Annotated in this window: 16 protein-coding genes and 1 pseudogene; 11 read left to right on the top strand and 6 right to left on the bottom strand. The window is 68.2% G+C overall.

What is annotated here, in order from left to right:
• The first annotated feature begins 162 nt into the window (after window positions 1–162).
• Both LHJ74_RS04030 and LHJ74_RS04025 read left to right on the top strand, forming a co-directional pair.
• The gene (locus tag LHJ74_RS04030; protein ID WP_260216095.1) at window positions 163–765 is read left to right on the top strand and encodes a TetR/AcrR family transcriptional regulator; all 603 of its coding nucleotides are present in this window, start codon (window positions 163–165) and stop codon (window positions 763–765) included.
• A 151-nt stretch (window positions 766–916) separates the two neighbouring features.
• Window positions 917–1408: a hypothetical protein gene (locus tag LHJ74_RS04025; protein WP_260216094.1), complete on the top strand. Its 492-nt coding sequence runs from the start codon at window positions 917–919 to the stop codon at window positions 1406–1408.
• Between the two features lie 560 nt (window positions 1409–1968).
• Here LHJ74_RS04025 and LHJ74_RS04020 read toward each other — a convergent pair.
• The 3 genes from LHJ74_RS04020 to LHJ74_RS04010 form a co-directional block, all read right to left on the bottom strand.
• The gene (locus LHJ74_RS04020; protein ID WP_260216093.1) at window positions 1969–2430 is read right to left on the bottom strand and encodes an LLM class oxidoreductase; all 462 of its coding nucleotides are present in this window, start codon (window positions 2428–2430) and stop codon (window positions 1969–1971) included.
• 110 nt (window positions 2431–2540) lie between these two features.
• On the bottom strand, window positions 2541–3164 hold the full coding sequence (locus LHJ74_RS04015; RefSeq protein WP_260216092.1) for an NADPH-dependent F420 reductase: 624 nt from the start codon (window positions 3162–3164) through the stop codon (window positions 2541–2543).
• Between the two features lie 119 nt (window positions 3165–3283).
• A complete protein-coding gene (locus LHJ74_RS04010; protein ID WP_260216091.1) occupies window positions 3284–4018 on the bottom strand; it encodes an SDR family NAD(P)-dependent oxidoreductase in 735 nt (244 codons plus the stop codon).
• Between the two features lie 138 nt (window positions 4019–4156).
• Between LHJ74_RS04010 and LHJ74_RS04005 the strand changes: the two genes are divergently transcribed.
• The 6 genes and pseudogenes from LHJ74_RS04005 (at window position 4157) to LHJ74_RS03980 (ending at window position 7933) form a co-directional block, all read left to right on the top strand.
• Complete coding sequence (locus tag LHJ74_RS04005) at window positions 4157–4798, top strand: TetR/AcrR family transcriptional regulator (protein ID WP_260216090.1); 642 nt, start codon at window positions 4157–4159, stop codon at window positions 4796–4798.
• A gap of 60 nt (window positions 4799–4858) precedes the next feature.
• Window positions 4859–5290, top strand: coding sequence for a hypothetical protein (locus tag LHJ74_RS04000; RefSeq protein ID WP_260216089.1), 432 nt, complete (start codon window positions 4859–4861; stop codon window positions 5288–5290).
• A 316-nt stretch (window positions 5291–5606) separates the two neighbouring features.
• Window positions 5607–6020: pseudogene (locus LHJ74_RS03995) on the top strand (SMI1/KNR4 family protein); the annotation flags it as partial.
• A gap of 101 nt (window positions 6021–6121) precedes the next feature.
• Complete coding sequence (locus LHJ74_RS03990; protein WP_260216088.1) at window positions 6122–6667, top strand: YciI family protein; 546 nt, start codon at window positions 6122–6124, stop codon at window positions 6665–6667.
• 70 nt (window positions 6668–6737) lie between these two features.
• Window positions 6738–7556 (top strand): class I SAM-dependent methyltransferase, encoded by an 819-nt coding sequence (locus LHJ74_RS03985; protein ID WP_260216087.1) that lies wholly within the window; start codon window positions 6738–6740, stop codon window positions 7554–7556.
• Between the two features lie 200 nt (window positions 7557–7756).
• Complete coding sequence (locus LHJ74_RS03980) at window positions 7757–7933, top strand: hypothetical protein (RefSeq protein ID WP_260216085.1); 177 nt, start codon at window positions 7757–7759, stop codon at window positions 7931–7933.
• A 4-nt stretch (window positions 7934–7937) separates the two neighbouring features.
• On the opposite strand, the gene LHJ74_RS03975 is transcribed toward LHJ74_RS03980, so the two are convergent.
• Both LHJ74_RS03975 and LHJ74_RS03970 read right to left on the bottom strand, forming a co-directional pair.
• Complete coding sequence (locus LHJ74_RS03975; RefSeq protein WP_260216084.1) at window positions 7938–8120, bottom strand: DUF397 domain-containing protein; 183 nt, start codon at window positions 8118–8120, stop codon at window positions 7938–7940.
• A gap of 9 nt (window positions 8121–8129) precedes the next feature.
• Complete coding sequence (locus LHJ74_RS03970; RefSeq protein ID WP_260216083.1) at window positions 8130–8981, bottom strand: helix-turn-helix domain-containing protein; 852 nt, start codon at window positions 8979–8981, stop codon at window positions 8130–8132.
• A gap of 268 nt (window positions 8982–9249) precedes the next feature.
• On the opposite strand from LHJ74_RS03970, the gene LHJ74_RS03965 reads away from it, so the two are divergent.
• A complete protein-coding gene (locus tag LHJ74_RS03965) occupies window positions 9250–9762 on the top strand; it encodes an ATP-binding protein (RefSeq protein WP_311203248.1) in 513 nt (170 codons plus the stop codon).
• Between the two features lie 35 nt (window positions 9763–9797).
• Here LHJ74_RS03965 and LHJ74_RS03960 read toward each other — a convergent pair whose 3' ends face one another.
• Window positions 9798–11330, bottom strand: a complete 1533-nt coding sequence (locus tag LHJ74_RS03960; protein WP_260216082.1) for an MFS transporter — start codon at window positions 11328–11330, stop codon at window positions 9798–9800.
• A 148-nt stretch (window positions 11331–11478) separates the two neighbouring features.
• On the opposite strand from LHJ74_RS03960, the gene LHJ74_RS03955 reads away from it, so the two are divergent.
• On the top strand, window positions 11479–12186 hold the full coding sequence (locus LHJ74_RS03955) for a TetR/AcrR family transcriptional regulator C-terminal domain-containing protein (protein WP_260216081.1): 708 nt from the start codon (window positions 11479–11481) through the stop codon (window positions 12184–12186).
• A gap of 242 nt (window positions 12187–12428) precedes the next feature.
• A complete protein-coding gene (locus LHJ74_RS03950) occupies window positions 12429–12878 on the top strand; it encodes a winged helix DNA-binding protein (protein ID WP_260216080.1) in 450 nt (149 codons plus the stop codon).
• Window positions 12879–12893: the final 15 nt, after the last annotated feature.

The raw sequence follows: 12893 nt of genomic DNA, 5'->3' as shown, positions 1-12893 counted from the left end.
AAGCCCGGAACGCCCGAGAGTCCCGGTAACTCCGGGAATCCAGCCGACTCCGGAAGCCGCGGCTACTCCGGAGAAGCCGTGCCGCCGACGGCGGCCAGTGCTTCGCCGCGCAGGCGCCGCACCGTCGCAGGACCTGTGCGGCGAAGCACTAGCATCTCCGCCATGCCCGCGAAGCGCGACACCTACACCCCCGACACCCTCCTCGCGGTAGCCGTGCGGGTCTTCAACGAGCGCGGGTACGACGGCACCTCCATGGAGCACCTCTCCCGTGCCGCGGGCATCTCCAAGTCGTCCATCTACCACCATGTGACCGGCAAGGAAGAGCTGCTGCGCCGGGCGATATCCCGCGCGCTGGACGAACTGTTCGCCCTCCTGGAGGAACCGGCCGCCCTGCGGGGCCGCGCCGTCGACCGGCTCGAACACGTCACCCGCCGCACGGCCGAGGTGCTGATGGCCGACCTGCCGTACGTCACCCTGCTGCTGCGCGTACGGGGGAACACGGACACCGAACGCTGGGCCATGGCGCGCCGCCGCGAATTCGACCAGCAGGTCGCGGCGCTGCTGAAGCAGGCCGCCGCCGAGGGCGATCTGCGCACGGATGTGGACCCGCGGCTGGCGACCAGGCTGCTCTTCGGAATGATCAACTCTCTCGTCGAGTGGTACCGCCCGGACCGCTCCGGTCACGGCGGGCACACGAAGGACGAGGTCGCCGAAGCGGTGGTCCGCACCGCCTTCGCGGGCCTGCGCACCACGCCCGAGCGGTAACGCGCCCGGTCACACACCCGCATGACGTCCACACACTGCGTGAGTGACATGCGCAACAGTCACCCCTACGGATGGTAGTCGTTCGAACGCGCCTCGTAGGGTTGGACGAGTCGGCGACGGGGAGTCGCCGCTTCGTGCCCGGGGGCGGGGAATGGAACTGCCGGACGAGATAGCCGCGCGCCGCGCGGGCGTAGGCGAACCAGCGGTCCTGGTAGGGGAGTTCCGCCGCGCGGCGGTCCTGGTGCCGCTCCTGGACGACGGCCTGATGTCGGCGGAGTACGGCGGCATCCGCTGGATCTACGCCTTCACCGGCGAGGCCAGCCTCTCCCGCTTCCTCCAGGGCCTCGCCCCGGCCGCCGCCCCCGCCACACCGGCCGATCCCGTCGATCCCGCCGCACCCTCCGGCCCGGGCGCACCGGCCGTTCCCGGCGACTACGTGTCCGTCCTCGGCGCCCGCCTCCTCGACTCCGTCATCCCCTCCCTCGACGGCCCCACGGGCGTCGCCATCGACGTCGCCGACCGGGACGCCTCGATGCTGCTGCCCCCGGCCCGCGGCATCGTCCCCGACTCCTGCGCCCTCGACACCGACCCTCCCGAACGGACCCTCCCGACACCGACCCCGAGGGGAGACCCCGTTGAGTGACGGCGGCGGCGACCTGAACATCAGCAACAAGCTCTTGGAGGCAATAAATGACCCAGATGAGTTGGGCGCAGTTGCGACAGCGGGGGAAGGAATCATGATCCAGGGAAACCATCGAATTGCAGAGGCTCTCCGAAGAATGAACGACCCTGCTCATCCGGGGATAAAACCAGACTCTGAAGTGCTGATACGGGCCCCTGATGGATTGTGGTAAGGGTGACATGGAGGTGTGTTAATATTTTTGAAGAAAATTTGACTTCGACATATTGGGCGCTGGTTCCTTCGGAGATTCGATGCGTGGATACGAAAGGTTTGGCCGATCTGATTCAAGAAGCCAGGTCGCGTGGATTCAGTAGGCAGGCGAGAACTGTTCAGCTGGGAGAGCTTGATTCCCGATATGTTCTCATGCCCATTCTTCCTGAACCTACGCCGGAAGATAGCTGAATCTGTAGTATTCTCGAATTTTCAATCGGTCGAGATGTCTCGTCTGTCTTGATAGTCGAGCCGAGTAGATTGGATGTCCCAGTTCATTCCTTCATGAAATTGAAAAAAAGGGAAAAGAATCAACTGATGCACGCCTTGATGTGGTCTCTCAGTGTCACAAATCGGAAGCTGGACATGTAGAAACCCGTTGGATCTGGCGCCTCTTTCGCACGTGGAACTATGTCCGAGTAGCGCGATGCGATTTGTCCGCGAGCGAGCCGATGGACGTGCCCGGCTCGAGTATTGGTCCGCATGGCCGTCTTCAGCGCGTCGGGATCGCGGCCGGCGTCCTGCGCCGCTCGGCGCGCGATCGACCACCGGCGATCGGAGCCCTCGTCCCGACCGTTGATCGACGCGGCGGTCGGCAGCCCGTCGAACCCGAGCCAGCCGACCCCGCTGCGGCCGCCCCGGCGCATCGCGGCCTCGCTGGCCCCGCCGATCCAGATGGGTGGCCGCCCGGCCAGGGCCGGGCGTAGGTCGGCGTGGACCGGTGGCGAGGTGAAGAACTCGCTGCCCGGGACACGGGGTTGGTCGTCCACCACGCGTGCAGGAACGCCAGGATGTCATCGAGCATTTTGCCGCGCCGGTGCCAGTCCGCGTTGCGGGCGATGTCGTACCCCTGCTTCATCCACCCCAGCCCCGCCTCGGGAGCTCAGCCGGTAAGTTCGTTGGCGCCGAGGGCGAAGTCCCAGTGGCCAACCCCGTTGCCGGCGAGGCCCACCGTGACCACGCCCACTCCCTCCAGCCAGTGCGCCATTTTCAGGCCGCCGACGTCCAGCGGGCGCAGCCCGAGGCTCTCGATGAATGCCGCCACGGCTGCCTTTGCCTGCGCGCTGTCGCCCGCGAGGAAGACGTCGGGTCGGCCCTTCTCCAGGACATTACGGAAGATGGTGTTGAACGCCTTCACCACGCTGGCGCCGGCCGGGGCCACCTTGGCGACTTCCTGCGCGATCGAGGTCTCCTCGCTGTGGGCGAGTCCGTCGAACGTGGCGTTGAAGGGGTTGCTGATGTCGACGATGACCTTGCCCGCGAGGGCGTCTCCGTACTCGGCGACGACCGGAACGACACCGTCGTACAACAGGGCCGTGATGACGATGTCCCCAGCCGGGACGGCGCCCCACTTGCCGGTCGTCGCGCCGCCGCCCAGAGCCTTCGCCAGGTCATCGGCCTTGGACTGATCGCGTCCCATGACCTCGACGGTGTTGCCGCCCGCCACCGCGAGCGTACCGATGGTGCGGGCCATGTTTCCCGTACCAATGAGGGTGATGCTGCTCATGAGGTGTGCTCTCTTCCTGTTCTCAAGGTGCCGCTCTGTCTCGTCCACGAATCATGGACTGCACGCGAATTCGGCGCCCGCGCCAATGGGGTGCGCCCGCGGAATTCCCGGTGTGTGGTTCAGATGGCGGTGGTGCCGCCGTCGGCGACCAGTTCCAGGCCGTTGACGTAGCTGGAGTCGTCGGAGGCGAGGAACAGGGCGACGGAGGCGATCTCTTCGGGGCGGCCCATCTTTCCGCGGGGGATGAGGGACTCGAATGCGGCCCTGGTTGCCTCGTCGAAAAGTTCTTCCTGTTTGGCGGTGCCGACCTGGCCGGGGGTCAGGACGTTGACCCGGATCTTGCGGTCGCGCAGTTCGTTGAGCCAGACGCGGGCCCATGCCTGCTGGACGGCTTTGCTTCCCGCGTAGAGGCTCCAGCCGGGGAAGGCGCCGAGAGAGGCGTTGGATCCGGTCATGAAGATCGAGCCGTTGTCGTTGATCAGCGGCAGTGCCTTCTGCACGGTGAACAGGGTGCCGCGCGCGTTGAGCGAGAAGGCGCGGTGGAACTGTTCCTCGGTGATCTCGCCGAGGACGCCGGGTTCGCCCATCCCGGCGCTGGCCCACAGCACGTCGATCGAGCCTTTTTCCCGCTTGACGGTCTCGTACAAGCGGTCCAGGTCGTCCAGGTCGGCCGCGTCACCCTGGACGGCGGTGACGTTGCGGCCGATCAGCTTGACGGCGTCGTCCAGTGCTTCCTGCCGCCGGGCCTGGATGAAGACGTGCGCTCCTTCCTCGACGAACAGCTTGGCGCCGGCCAGTGCCATGCCGGTGGATCCGCCGGTGATCACCGCTACCTTGCCATCGAGCTTTCCCATGATCACTCCGTTGAATTGATGGGTATCCGAAGCAGTCCGGTTCTTACATACACCAGGCTGTGTACGTAACGTATCCGTTGGCTGATCGGAGCGCAAGCTACGTACACCGGTCGGTACCGAACGGTGTATACTGGAGGTATGACGGAGTTGGAGAAGGGCCCCCTGGGCCAGCGCCGCGGCCGGGGCGCTCGCGAGCGCATCCTCGGCGCGTCGCAGCAGCTGTTCCGCGAGCAGGGGATCAACCGCACCGGCATGGACCAACTCTGCGCCGTGGCCCAGGTGTCCAAGCGCACGGCCTACCAGCACTTCACCAACAAGGACGAGCTCGTCGCCGAATACCTGCGCCGATTCGATCCCGACGTCATGCCCGGAGTGTTCGAGCGCACCGACCTCACACCCCGCGAACGGCTCCTCGCCGCCTTCGAGATGCCCGCGTCCACGCCCCTGTGCCCCTACATCGCGGCGGCCGTCGAACTGCACGACCCCCAACACTCCGCATCCCAGTACGCACGCGACTACAAGACCGCCATCGCCGCGCGGCTCACCGAGGCCGCCCGCGAAGCCGGCGCCACCCACCCCGAACAACTCGGTGAACAACTGGCGCTGCTCATCGACGGCGCCTCGGCCCGCACCCGAGTCCTCAACAGCGATTCCTTCCCCACCGCCGCCGCCATCGCCGCCGTCCTCATCGACAACGCCATCCCCGCGTCACCTCCTCGGCAGCCCAGCGATGACTGCGGAACTGCCGGGCCTGCTCCCGTTCCGGTGCGAGGCCAATGACGGCCGTAGCTTGTCGTGCAAACGGGAATAGGTGTCGTTTTCGGCGCTGGGGGTGCCTTGATGAATCTCATAGCGGCGAATATGTCGGGAATACTCGAAGAGGTTTTCGTGGCCATCACTGGCCGGGATCCTCATGAGCTCACTCTGAAGAGGGCTGGACTCCCCGACGAAAAACACCAGGCGGGTGATCTTTTCTCGTGTTTGATGGATCTGCGGAGAAGCCTGGAAAGCGAAGGGTTGCTGCTGTGCTGTCAAGGGGCAAGGCTGGACGTCACCAGCAGTGGCATGCTGTTGCAGATGACAGATGGAAGGGAGGCATACACATTCGACCCTTCAACCCGGACTGTTCATGAAGAGACCGTCTACATTTTGGATCCGGCGCCTCTTTCGAAAGTGGCAACAGTATCCCAGCAGCGCGATGCGATCTTTTCTCTGCACGGTATTCGTGGACACGGCCTCGGGAGCTCTGCACGGGAAGACGTTGGCGAGTAGCAACACAGGAGCCCGCAGGGGGCACACCGCTTGCGCTCGCGCCTCCGGGTGAATTTCCACGACCGTCAGACGCTGCTGTCGCTGGTCGCATGTGGCCGCGGTGACGTCGATGCGGTCGAGCAAATGGTGACTTCGGCGAAGGGGCCAGAAGGGGAGTTCGGCGTCGTGGGGTGTCGTACCCCGTCGCTAGGGTGCGGGCGTGATCGATGAGCAGATACGGGTCGAGCAGGCCCTCGGCGCTTGGCACAGGATCGAAGGCTGACTCAAGGAGAACGAGCCCCACAAGTACCGGCGTCTTCCGGCGCCGGCGGCCGAGGAGGAGGTCCGGGCTGTCGAGCGGGAACTCGACCTGGTGATCCCGCCTGATCTCCGGGCGTTCTATCGGCTCCACGACGGCACCGGCCCCGCTGCCGGATTCGACTGGCCCACCCACGGCGTTCCGCTGCCGACTCGGGAAGAGCAGTGGGGCGGGTACCTCTTGCCTGACGGCGGCATCGGGCCCCTTGGCAAAATGAGGTACTGGTCCGAGTACCAGCGCGGGGAAAACCCGCAGGGGCGGTACTTGCCGTTCATCGTCACGGATCCGGACGGGCTCTACGGGCTGTTCGCCGACTGTGCCCCCGGGGAGGGGTACGGCCAGGTCGGCACCTACGCCGAGGCGTTTGAGCATGTGCCGGGGGTCTGGCCGTCGTTCGCCGCCTACCTGACCCAGGTTGCGGACGCGCTGTGAGGAACCCGGGGGTCGAACGTGGGTGTTTCGTACCGTGAGCGGTGAGGGCCAGCAGCGAAGCCCTTCATGGCTCGTCCCGCTGGTGAGGAAGACTGTGGGACATGGAGTTCTTCTGCTATCACCGTGACCGGTCCGGTTCCCTGGCGCTGCGAGAGGAGCTGTTGGAGGAGCACTTGTCCTACATGGACGGGTACGGGGCGGAGATGATCGCCCGTGGCCCGACCATGGACGGCGACCGCGAGGTGGCGACCGGCAGCGTGCACATCCTCGACTTGCCAGATGCCGCCGCCGCCCGCACGTTCGCCTTCGGGGAGCCCGGCTACCAGGCCGGCGTGTACCGCGATGTGATGCTGCGCCGCTGGCGCAACACCTTGGGGCGCACCATGTGGGACTTCCCCGGTGGCCCGACCGATGGCAGCCGCTACCTGGTGCTCGGACTCGGCGCGGGCCAGGCCGCCGACCTCGCGCCCTCCGGCCAGGACGAGTTGATCGCGTACGGGCCGCTGCTGTCCGACGACGGCGCCACCTGGCTGGGTACGGCGGCACTGGTGCGGGCGCCGGACCCGGCTACGGCCCGCGCCGTCCTCACCCCGGAGCGGTACGCCGAGATCGAAGTGCACAACTGGCAGTTCGGCGGGCGCGAGTGAGAAACCCGAGGCGTCGCCCACCCGCCCGTCGGTAAGGTGACCGCCAGTCGATCAGGGATCGGGGAACGGCGTGGCCTCAGAGGCGCAGACCGACACCGTGCGCGGCAAGGTCTTCGGCGAGGTGGCGGAGATGTACGACGCCGCTCGACCTGGGTACGCCGACGCCATGGTGGCGGAGGTGCTGGGCTATGCGGCGCTGGGAGACCGTGCGGCGGTGGAGGTGGGAGCCGGTACCGGCAAGGCCACGCTGCTTTTCGCCGCGCACGGTGTGCCGTTGGTGTGCGTCGAGCCCGATCCCCGCATGGCCGAGGTGCTGCGCCGCAACACTGCTGCCTGCCCCGAGGTGCGGATAGAGGTCTGCGGCTTCGAGGAGTGGGAGCCGGGGCGGCGGCGCTTCGGGCTGCTCTTCGCTGCCACGTCCTGGCACTGGATGGCTCCGGACCGGCGATGGGGCCTGGCCCACGCGGCACTGGAACCCGGCGGTGCGCTGGCGCTGTTCTGGAACCCGCTCGGCGTCCTGGACGCCGAGTTGCACGCCGAACTCGCCGAGATCGACCACCGGCACGGTGTCATCACCTCACCGCATGGCGAACTGGCCTCCGCCTACGGTGACGCGCCGGGCAGTTGTGGCCTGCGGGAAGGCTGGCCGGAGGCCGAGTGCCGACGGGACGGGCGCTTCACCGACCTGCGGTCGGTCCGCTTCCGCCAGGCCCTCCGCTACGACACGGACCGCTACCTGGCGCATCTCGCCTCGGTCTCCGCCTATCGCGTCCTGCCCGAGGACCGTCGCGATCTGGCCCTTGCCGACACCGGCCGCCTGCTCGACGCACGCGGCGGCGGCATCGACATGCACCACATGAGTGACCTTTTCCTCGCCCGAGCCCGCTGAGCGACGCACGGCGGTGAGGGCCGTGGGGGTCGGCCTGTGGGCCGGTGCACCTGCGGGCTGGTGGGCTGGACGGGCTGGGATACCGTGGTTGTCGGGTGATCTACGGAAATTCGGCTGCCAACCCGTGGGGTGGTTCTGTGAGTGCGAACGCTACGCTTGTTTATCTGATCGACTTGTATGTGTCCGGCGAGAATCGGTCGATGAAGCTGCTGGGCCGGGTGGAGAGCATGCTGGTGGAGGAGTTCTTTGGGACGGAGGTGTTTTACGCGCTGGCCGAGCCGATTTCCCTGTACCGGCCGAAGCCGAAGCCGCCCTATATCGGTGAGGCGGAATTGGTCGAGGCGTTCACGAAGGCCCGAGCGCTGTTTGAGAAGTGAGCCGTCAGTTCGCCTTCAGCTGCCGTATGAGCCGGGCGAGCGTGGCGGGAGTGGTGACGAGGATTTCGTCCGGTGCGTCGCTCTCCCGGAGGGCTATGGCCATGCCCTCGCCGGAAAGCGCCAGCTCCAGACAGGAGTTGCCTTCGGCGCCGCCGGAGTAGGTCGACTTCTGCCAAGTGGTCTGCATGGGAGCCCCTCAGAGTTCTTGCGCGATGCGGTGGATGAAATCCTGTGACCGGACTGGTCCGAGCGAGGCGTCCCGCACCCGGAGATAGAGCGCTCGACAGCGGGCGAGCTGCGGTTCGGCGTCGACGAATCCGCTCCCATGGGGGGTGTCGCGCTGCACGGTGTCGAGCCTGGGCATGACCCCGCCCGCATGGAGCATCGTGCAGCCGGCTCCGGCGAAGCCGTCAGCGGCGAACGGGATGACGCGGACGGTGACATGGTCGGATTCCGACAGGGTGAGGAGCTGGCGCAGTTGCTGCTGCGCGACTTTCCTGTCACTCACCTTGATGCGCAGTGCCGCTTCGTGGATCAGAGCGTCATGAGTGACGGCGGCGCGCTGTGCGAGCACACTGCGTCTGCGCATCCGGTGCGAGACCCACGCGGCAAGGTCGTCCGGCGGCAGTTCCGGGACGGTGTAGGAGAACACGGCAGCGGCGTAGGCCTCTGTCTGGAACAGCCCGGGGATGTGCGCGATGTCCACGCTGCGCAGGTAGGCCGCGTGGTGCTCCAGTTCGGCCAGGTCCAGGAAGCTGGGCGGCAGGATGCCCCGGTACTCCTCCCACCAGCCGCGGGTGCGGTCGGTTGCCATGGAGGCGAGGGCGTCCACGAAGGCGCTGTCCGGGCAGGCGTAGTGCGCGGCCAGACTGCGCAGCCGCGGTTCGCTGATGCCCGCGCGGCCCGTCTCCATGTGGCTCATCTGCATCGGGCTGGTGCCCAGGAGCGTTGCGGCCTCCCTGGCGGTCATGCCTGCCGCTTCCCGTAGTTTGCGCAGCTCGGTGCCCAGCCGTTCCTGTCGAGCGGTGGGTTGGGCTCTGGGCGGCATGTGTCCCCTCTTCCGCGGTGTGGAAAGTCTCGCGTGCACAGCGGCGCGGGTCCAGATGAGGCAGGCGTGAACCCTGCGGCGCTATCTTGCGCCGTCGCATCATAGTGCCCTACCGTCTGTGATGTGCCGCTCACCGTGTGAGTGCCCGTAAGCCGGAAGCGCATCCTGCCGTCCTGCCGTTCCTCCGGCCGGTCAGGCGCGGTGTCGCCACCGCGAGGCGCCGTAGTCGCGTCGGCCGAATCCCATCGCTGCGACTCCGGAGATCCCCATGGACGCCGACGCTTCCACCGAACGCTGGGCCTACACGCTGTACGTACCCCACGACGCCCGCGCGATCGGCATCGCGCGCTCGACTCTGCACGCCGTCCTCGTACGCAACGACCTGCCCCAACTCCTGGACACGGCCGTGCTGCTGGCGTCCGAGCTGCTGACCAACGCGTATCTGTACTCGGCGGGGCCGGCGTCGCTGCGTCTGCGCCGTACGGGGGGCACGCTGCGGCTCGGGGTGTGGGACACCGACCCGCAACCGCCCCGGGCAGCCGCTCCCGACAATGAGCGGGAGGGCGGCCGGGGGCTGCTGCTGGTCACGGTGTACGCCGACAAGTGGGGGTGGTTCCCCCTCGGCGACGGGCTCAGCGGGGCGCGCGGCAAGTACACCTGGTGCGAGCTCAGCACGGGTACGGGTGCGGGCCGGGTGCTCTGGGGGATCTCCGCGTCGGGCGGGGGTGGGGCGGGTGCTGGTCCGGTTTCGTGGCGGATTACGGCCACTCAGTGGCCGTAATCCGCCACGAAGTCCGAATCCATGACGTCCTGCGGTTACGGGCGGGGTGCGGGGCGCTTGCCGTCCTCCGCCTCCGCCGCCGCTTCCGCTTCCGCCTCCGCCTGGTCGGAGTGAGGTGCCTGGGCCGCCGGTGTCCGGGCCCGTCGCCCGCGGGTCATCGTCAGCGCCGCCGTGAGGCAGGCCGCGGCGAGGAGGATGGCGAAGGCGACCGTGAGTGCGGTCGTGTAGCCGTGTACGGAGGCCGCGTCCGGCGTGGCCTGCCGGTGCGTGGCCAGATAGGACGCGGTGGCGCTGGCGGCGAGGGTGTTGAGCAGTGCGGTGCCGAGGGCGGCGCCCAGTTGCTGGGAGGCGTTGTAGGCGGCCGAAGCGGCTCCGATGTCGTGCCCGCGCATGTCCGCGGTGGCCAGGATGGCGGTCGGAGGCATGACGCAGCCGAGGCCGAGCCCGGTGAGTACCAGCGCGGGCACCAGGTAGAGCGGCAGGACGTGCGAGCTGTCCGGCGTCAGGCGGGTGAGGATGAGCATCCCGGCCGCCGCGGCGAGCAGGCCCGGCACGATCAGTGCGACGGGCGGGACGCGACCGTGCAGCTTCCCGGCGATGAGGGTGGAGCCGAGCAGCGCGGCCAGGGCGTTGATGATCAGCGTCAGGCCGGCCTGGACGGGCGAATAGCCGAGGATCGTCTGCGTGTAGTAGCTCATGAACAGGTAGAAGCCGAACATCGCCACGAACATCAGCGTGATCGAGACGAACGCCCCCGCGCGGGCACGGTGCAGGAGCACGCGCATCGGCAGCAGCGGGCGGGGCGCCCGTACCTCGACGGCGGCGAACGCGGCCAGCAGCAGGACCCCGCCGCCCAGCAGGGCCAGCACCTTCGCCGAGCTCCACCCCAGCGGTTCGGCCTCGTTGATGCCGTAGACCACCGCCGCGAAGCCCGATGCGCTGAGCAGCGCGCCCGGCACGTCGAGCCGGCCGGCGTCCCGTACCGGCTGGTCGCGGGGCACGAACGTGGTGCCGAGTACGGCGAGCAGCGCGACGGGGACGTTGATGTACAGGCACCAGCGCCAGCTCGCGTATTCGGTCAGCAGGCCGCCCGCGACCAGGCCGAGTGCTGACCCCGCCGCACCGACGGCGGCGAACACGCCGAAGGCGCGGCCGCGTTCGCGCGTTTCGGTGAACGTGGTGGTCAGCAACGACAGTCCGGCGGGCGCGAGCGCGGCGGCGAACACGCCCTGAAGTGCCCGGGCCCCGAAGAGCATTTCCGGGTTCACGGCGGCGCCGCCCAGCGCGGACGAGGCGGCGAAGCCGACCAGCCCGATGAGGAAGGTGCGCCGGTGCCCGAGCGCGCTGCTGACCCGGCCGCCGATCAGCAGCAGTCCGCCGAAGGCCAGCGCGTACGCGGTGATCGCCCACTGCCTGCTCGCGTCGGACATGCCGAGCGCGCTCTGCGCGGAGGGCAGCGCGATGTTCACGATCGTCCCGTCCAGTACGACGAGGAGCTGGGCCGCGCTCACCGCCAGCAGCGTCCACAACCGCCGTCCGAAGACGGCTCCCTGCGCGTTGTTCTCCATCGATCCGCCACCTGTCTGACGCCTGCGTGTCTCTGCCCGACGGCGTTGGCTAACGACGTATGGGCGTCCCTAACGACGTTAGGGACGCCGAACAACGTACTACACTGGCCCGACCGGGCAGGACGGTCAGCAGTTCGGATGGGGTGTGATGGGCAGCGAGGGCAGAGCGAGTGCCGGCGGTGTACGGAGCGTCTGGCTGCGGTCGCGCCGGACCTCGCGGAGTGGCGAGCCACCGCTGACGCGTGAGCGCATCGTCGAGGCGGCCGTGGCACTCCTCGACGAGGAGGGGATCGAGCGGCTCACCATGCGGCGGCTCGCCGAGCGGCTCGCCATCGTCGCCCCGTCGCTCTACTGGCACGTCGAAACGAAGGACGACGTGATCGATCTCGCCGTCGACGCGATCTTCGGTGAGGTGCCCCCGGTGGCGGGAGAGCCGTCCCACTGGCGCGAAGACGCCTGCGCGGTGCTCTCCGTCTGGCGGGCCGCGCTGCTGCGGCACCCCTGGGCCGCCGCCGTCCCGGCACGGCGGCGGCCGACGATCGGCCCCCACTTCCTGGCCGGGATGGAGGCCCTGCAGGCCACGCTGGTGCGCGCCGGATTCACCGGCAAGGGCCTCTCCGCGGCGACCTGGGCGCTCTACAACCACGTGATGGGTTCGGCGGCGTCCGAGACGGCCCTGCACATCACCCCGGAGGAACGCCGGTTGGGCCAGGAACAGTTGCAGGGCAACCGCGACCGTTACCCGACCCTGGCCGCCCGGGGCTACCTCTACGACGACGACTGGGACGGCAGCTTCGCCACCGGCCTGGACTACCTGCTCGACGGGCTCCAGGCGCAGCTGGACCGGGCGCGGTAGCGGGGTGATGGTGATCTTCATCGGTCGACGCTTTGGACGTGGAACGGCGGTGGAACCGTTCTTTCCGTCGACCGGTCCGGTCAGCGAGCGGCTCCGCCCGGTGAGCGGGGGCGGGAGCACATGATCGGTGCGGCGCCGCGTGTTCCGTGAGGGGCGCGGGAGTGGAAGCGTAAGTGGGAGTGGGAGTGGAAGCGTAAGTGGGAGTGGAAGCGTAAGTGGGAATGGGAGTGGGAGGGACGGACATGTCCAAGCCGATCGGGTACTGGCTCAAGCATCTTCACGGCCTGCTGGAGAAGCAGTTCGACGTCACCCTCGCGGACCTCGGGCTGGGCCGCCGCGACTGGCAGGTGCTGCACAGCCTCGACGGCGGCCCGCGTACCCGCGATGACCTCCGGCAGGCGCTCGCGCCTTTCTGGGCGGAGGGCGAGGTGGACCTCGAAGAGGTGCTGGAGGGGGACGAAGGGCTGCGGGCGCGGGGTTGGGTGGACTTCGACGGTGGCGCGGGGGAGGCGCTCACCCTGACCGGCAGCGGACGTGCCGCCCATGCGGAGGCCGAGGTACGGATCGGGCGGATGCGTGCCGCCGTGACCGCCGGGTTGAGCGCCGAGCAGTACGGCGAGACCGTCCGCGTGCTCTCGGTGATGGCGGCCAACGTCGAGGCCGACCTGATGGAGGGGCGCGACGCGGTGTGAGGTCCGTGTGGCGGC

The sequence above is a fragment of the Streptomyces gossypii genome (assembly GCF_025165795.1).
Taxonomy (GTDB): Bacteria; Actinomycetota; Actinomycetes; order Streptomycetales; family Streptomycetaceae; genus Streptomyces; species Streptomyces gossypii.
This window is presented reverse-complemented; position numbering and strand designations above follow the sequence as displayed.

What these genes read in the sequence shown, in the direction of transcription:
- LHJ74_RS04030 (WP_260216095.1), top strand. Translation starts at nt 163, where the DNA reads ATGCCCGCGAAGCGCGACACCTACACCCCCGACACCCTCCTCGCGGTA.
- LHJ74_RS04025 (WP_260216094.1), top strand. Translation starts at nt 917, where the DNA reads ATGGAACTGCCGGACGAGATAGCCGCGCGCCGCGCGGGCGTAGGCGAA.
- LHJ74_RS04015 (WP_260216092.1), bottom strand. Translation starts at nt 3,164, where the DNA reads ATGAGCAGCATCACCCTCATTGGTACGGGAAACATGGCCCGCACCATC.
- LHJ74_RS04010 (WP_260216091.1), bottom strand. Translation starts at nt 4,018, where the DNA reads ATGGGAAAGCTCGATGGCAAGGTAGCGGTGATCACCGGCGGATCCACC.
- LHJ74_RS04005 (WP_260216090.1), top strand. Translation starts at nt 4,157, where the DNA reads ATGACGGAGTTGGAGAAGGGCCCCCTGGGCCAGCGCCGCGGCCGGGGC.
- LHJ74_RS04000 (WP_260216089.1), top strand. Translation starts at nt 4,859, where the DNA reads ATGAATCTCATAGCGGCGAATATGTCGGGAATACTCGAAGAGGTTTTC.
- LHJ74_RS03990 (WP_260216088.1), top strand. Translation starts at nt 6,122, where the DNA reads ATGGAGTTCTTCTGCTATCACCGTGACCGGTCCGGTTCCCTGGCGCTG.
- LHJ74_RS03980 (WP_260216085.1), top strand. Translation starts at nt 7,757, where the DNA reads ATGAAGCTGCTGGGCCGGGTGGAGAGCATGCTGGTGGAGGAGTTCTTT.
- LHJ74_RS03975 (WP_260216084.1), bottom strand. Translation starts at nt 8,120, where the DNA reads ATGCAGACCACTTGGCAGAAGTCGACCTACTCCGGCGGCGCCGAAGGC.
- LHJ74_RS03970 (WP_260216083.1), bottom strand. Translation starts at nt 8,981, where the DNA reads ATGCCGCCCAGAGCCCAACCCACCGCTCGACAGGAACGGCTGGGCACC.
- LHJ74_RS03965 (WP_311203248.1), top strand. Translation starts at nt 9,250, where the DNA reads ATGGACGCCGACGCTTCCACCGAACGCTGGGCCTACACGCTGTACGTA.
- LHJ74_RS03960 (WP_260216082.1), bottom strand. Translation starts at nt 11,330, where the DNA reads ATGGAGAACAACGCGCAGGGAGCCGTCTTCGGACGGCGGTTGTGGACG.
- LHJ74_RS03955 (WP_260216081.1), top strand. Translation starts at nt 11,479, where the DNA reads ATGGGCAGCGAGGGCAGAGCGAGTGCCGGCGGTGTACGGAGCGTCTGG.
- LHJ74_RS03950 (WP_260216080.1), top strand. Translation starts at nt 12,429, where the DNA reads ATGTCCAAGCCGATCGGGTACTGGCTCAAGCATCTTCACGGCCTGCTG.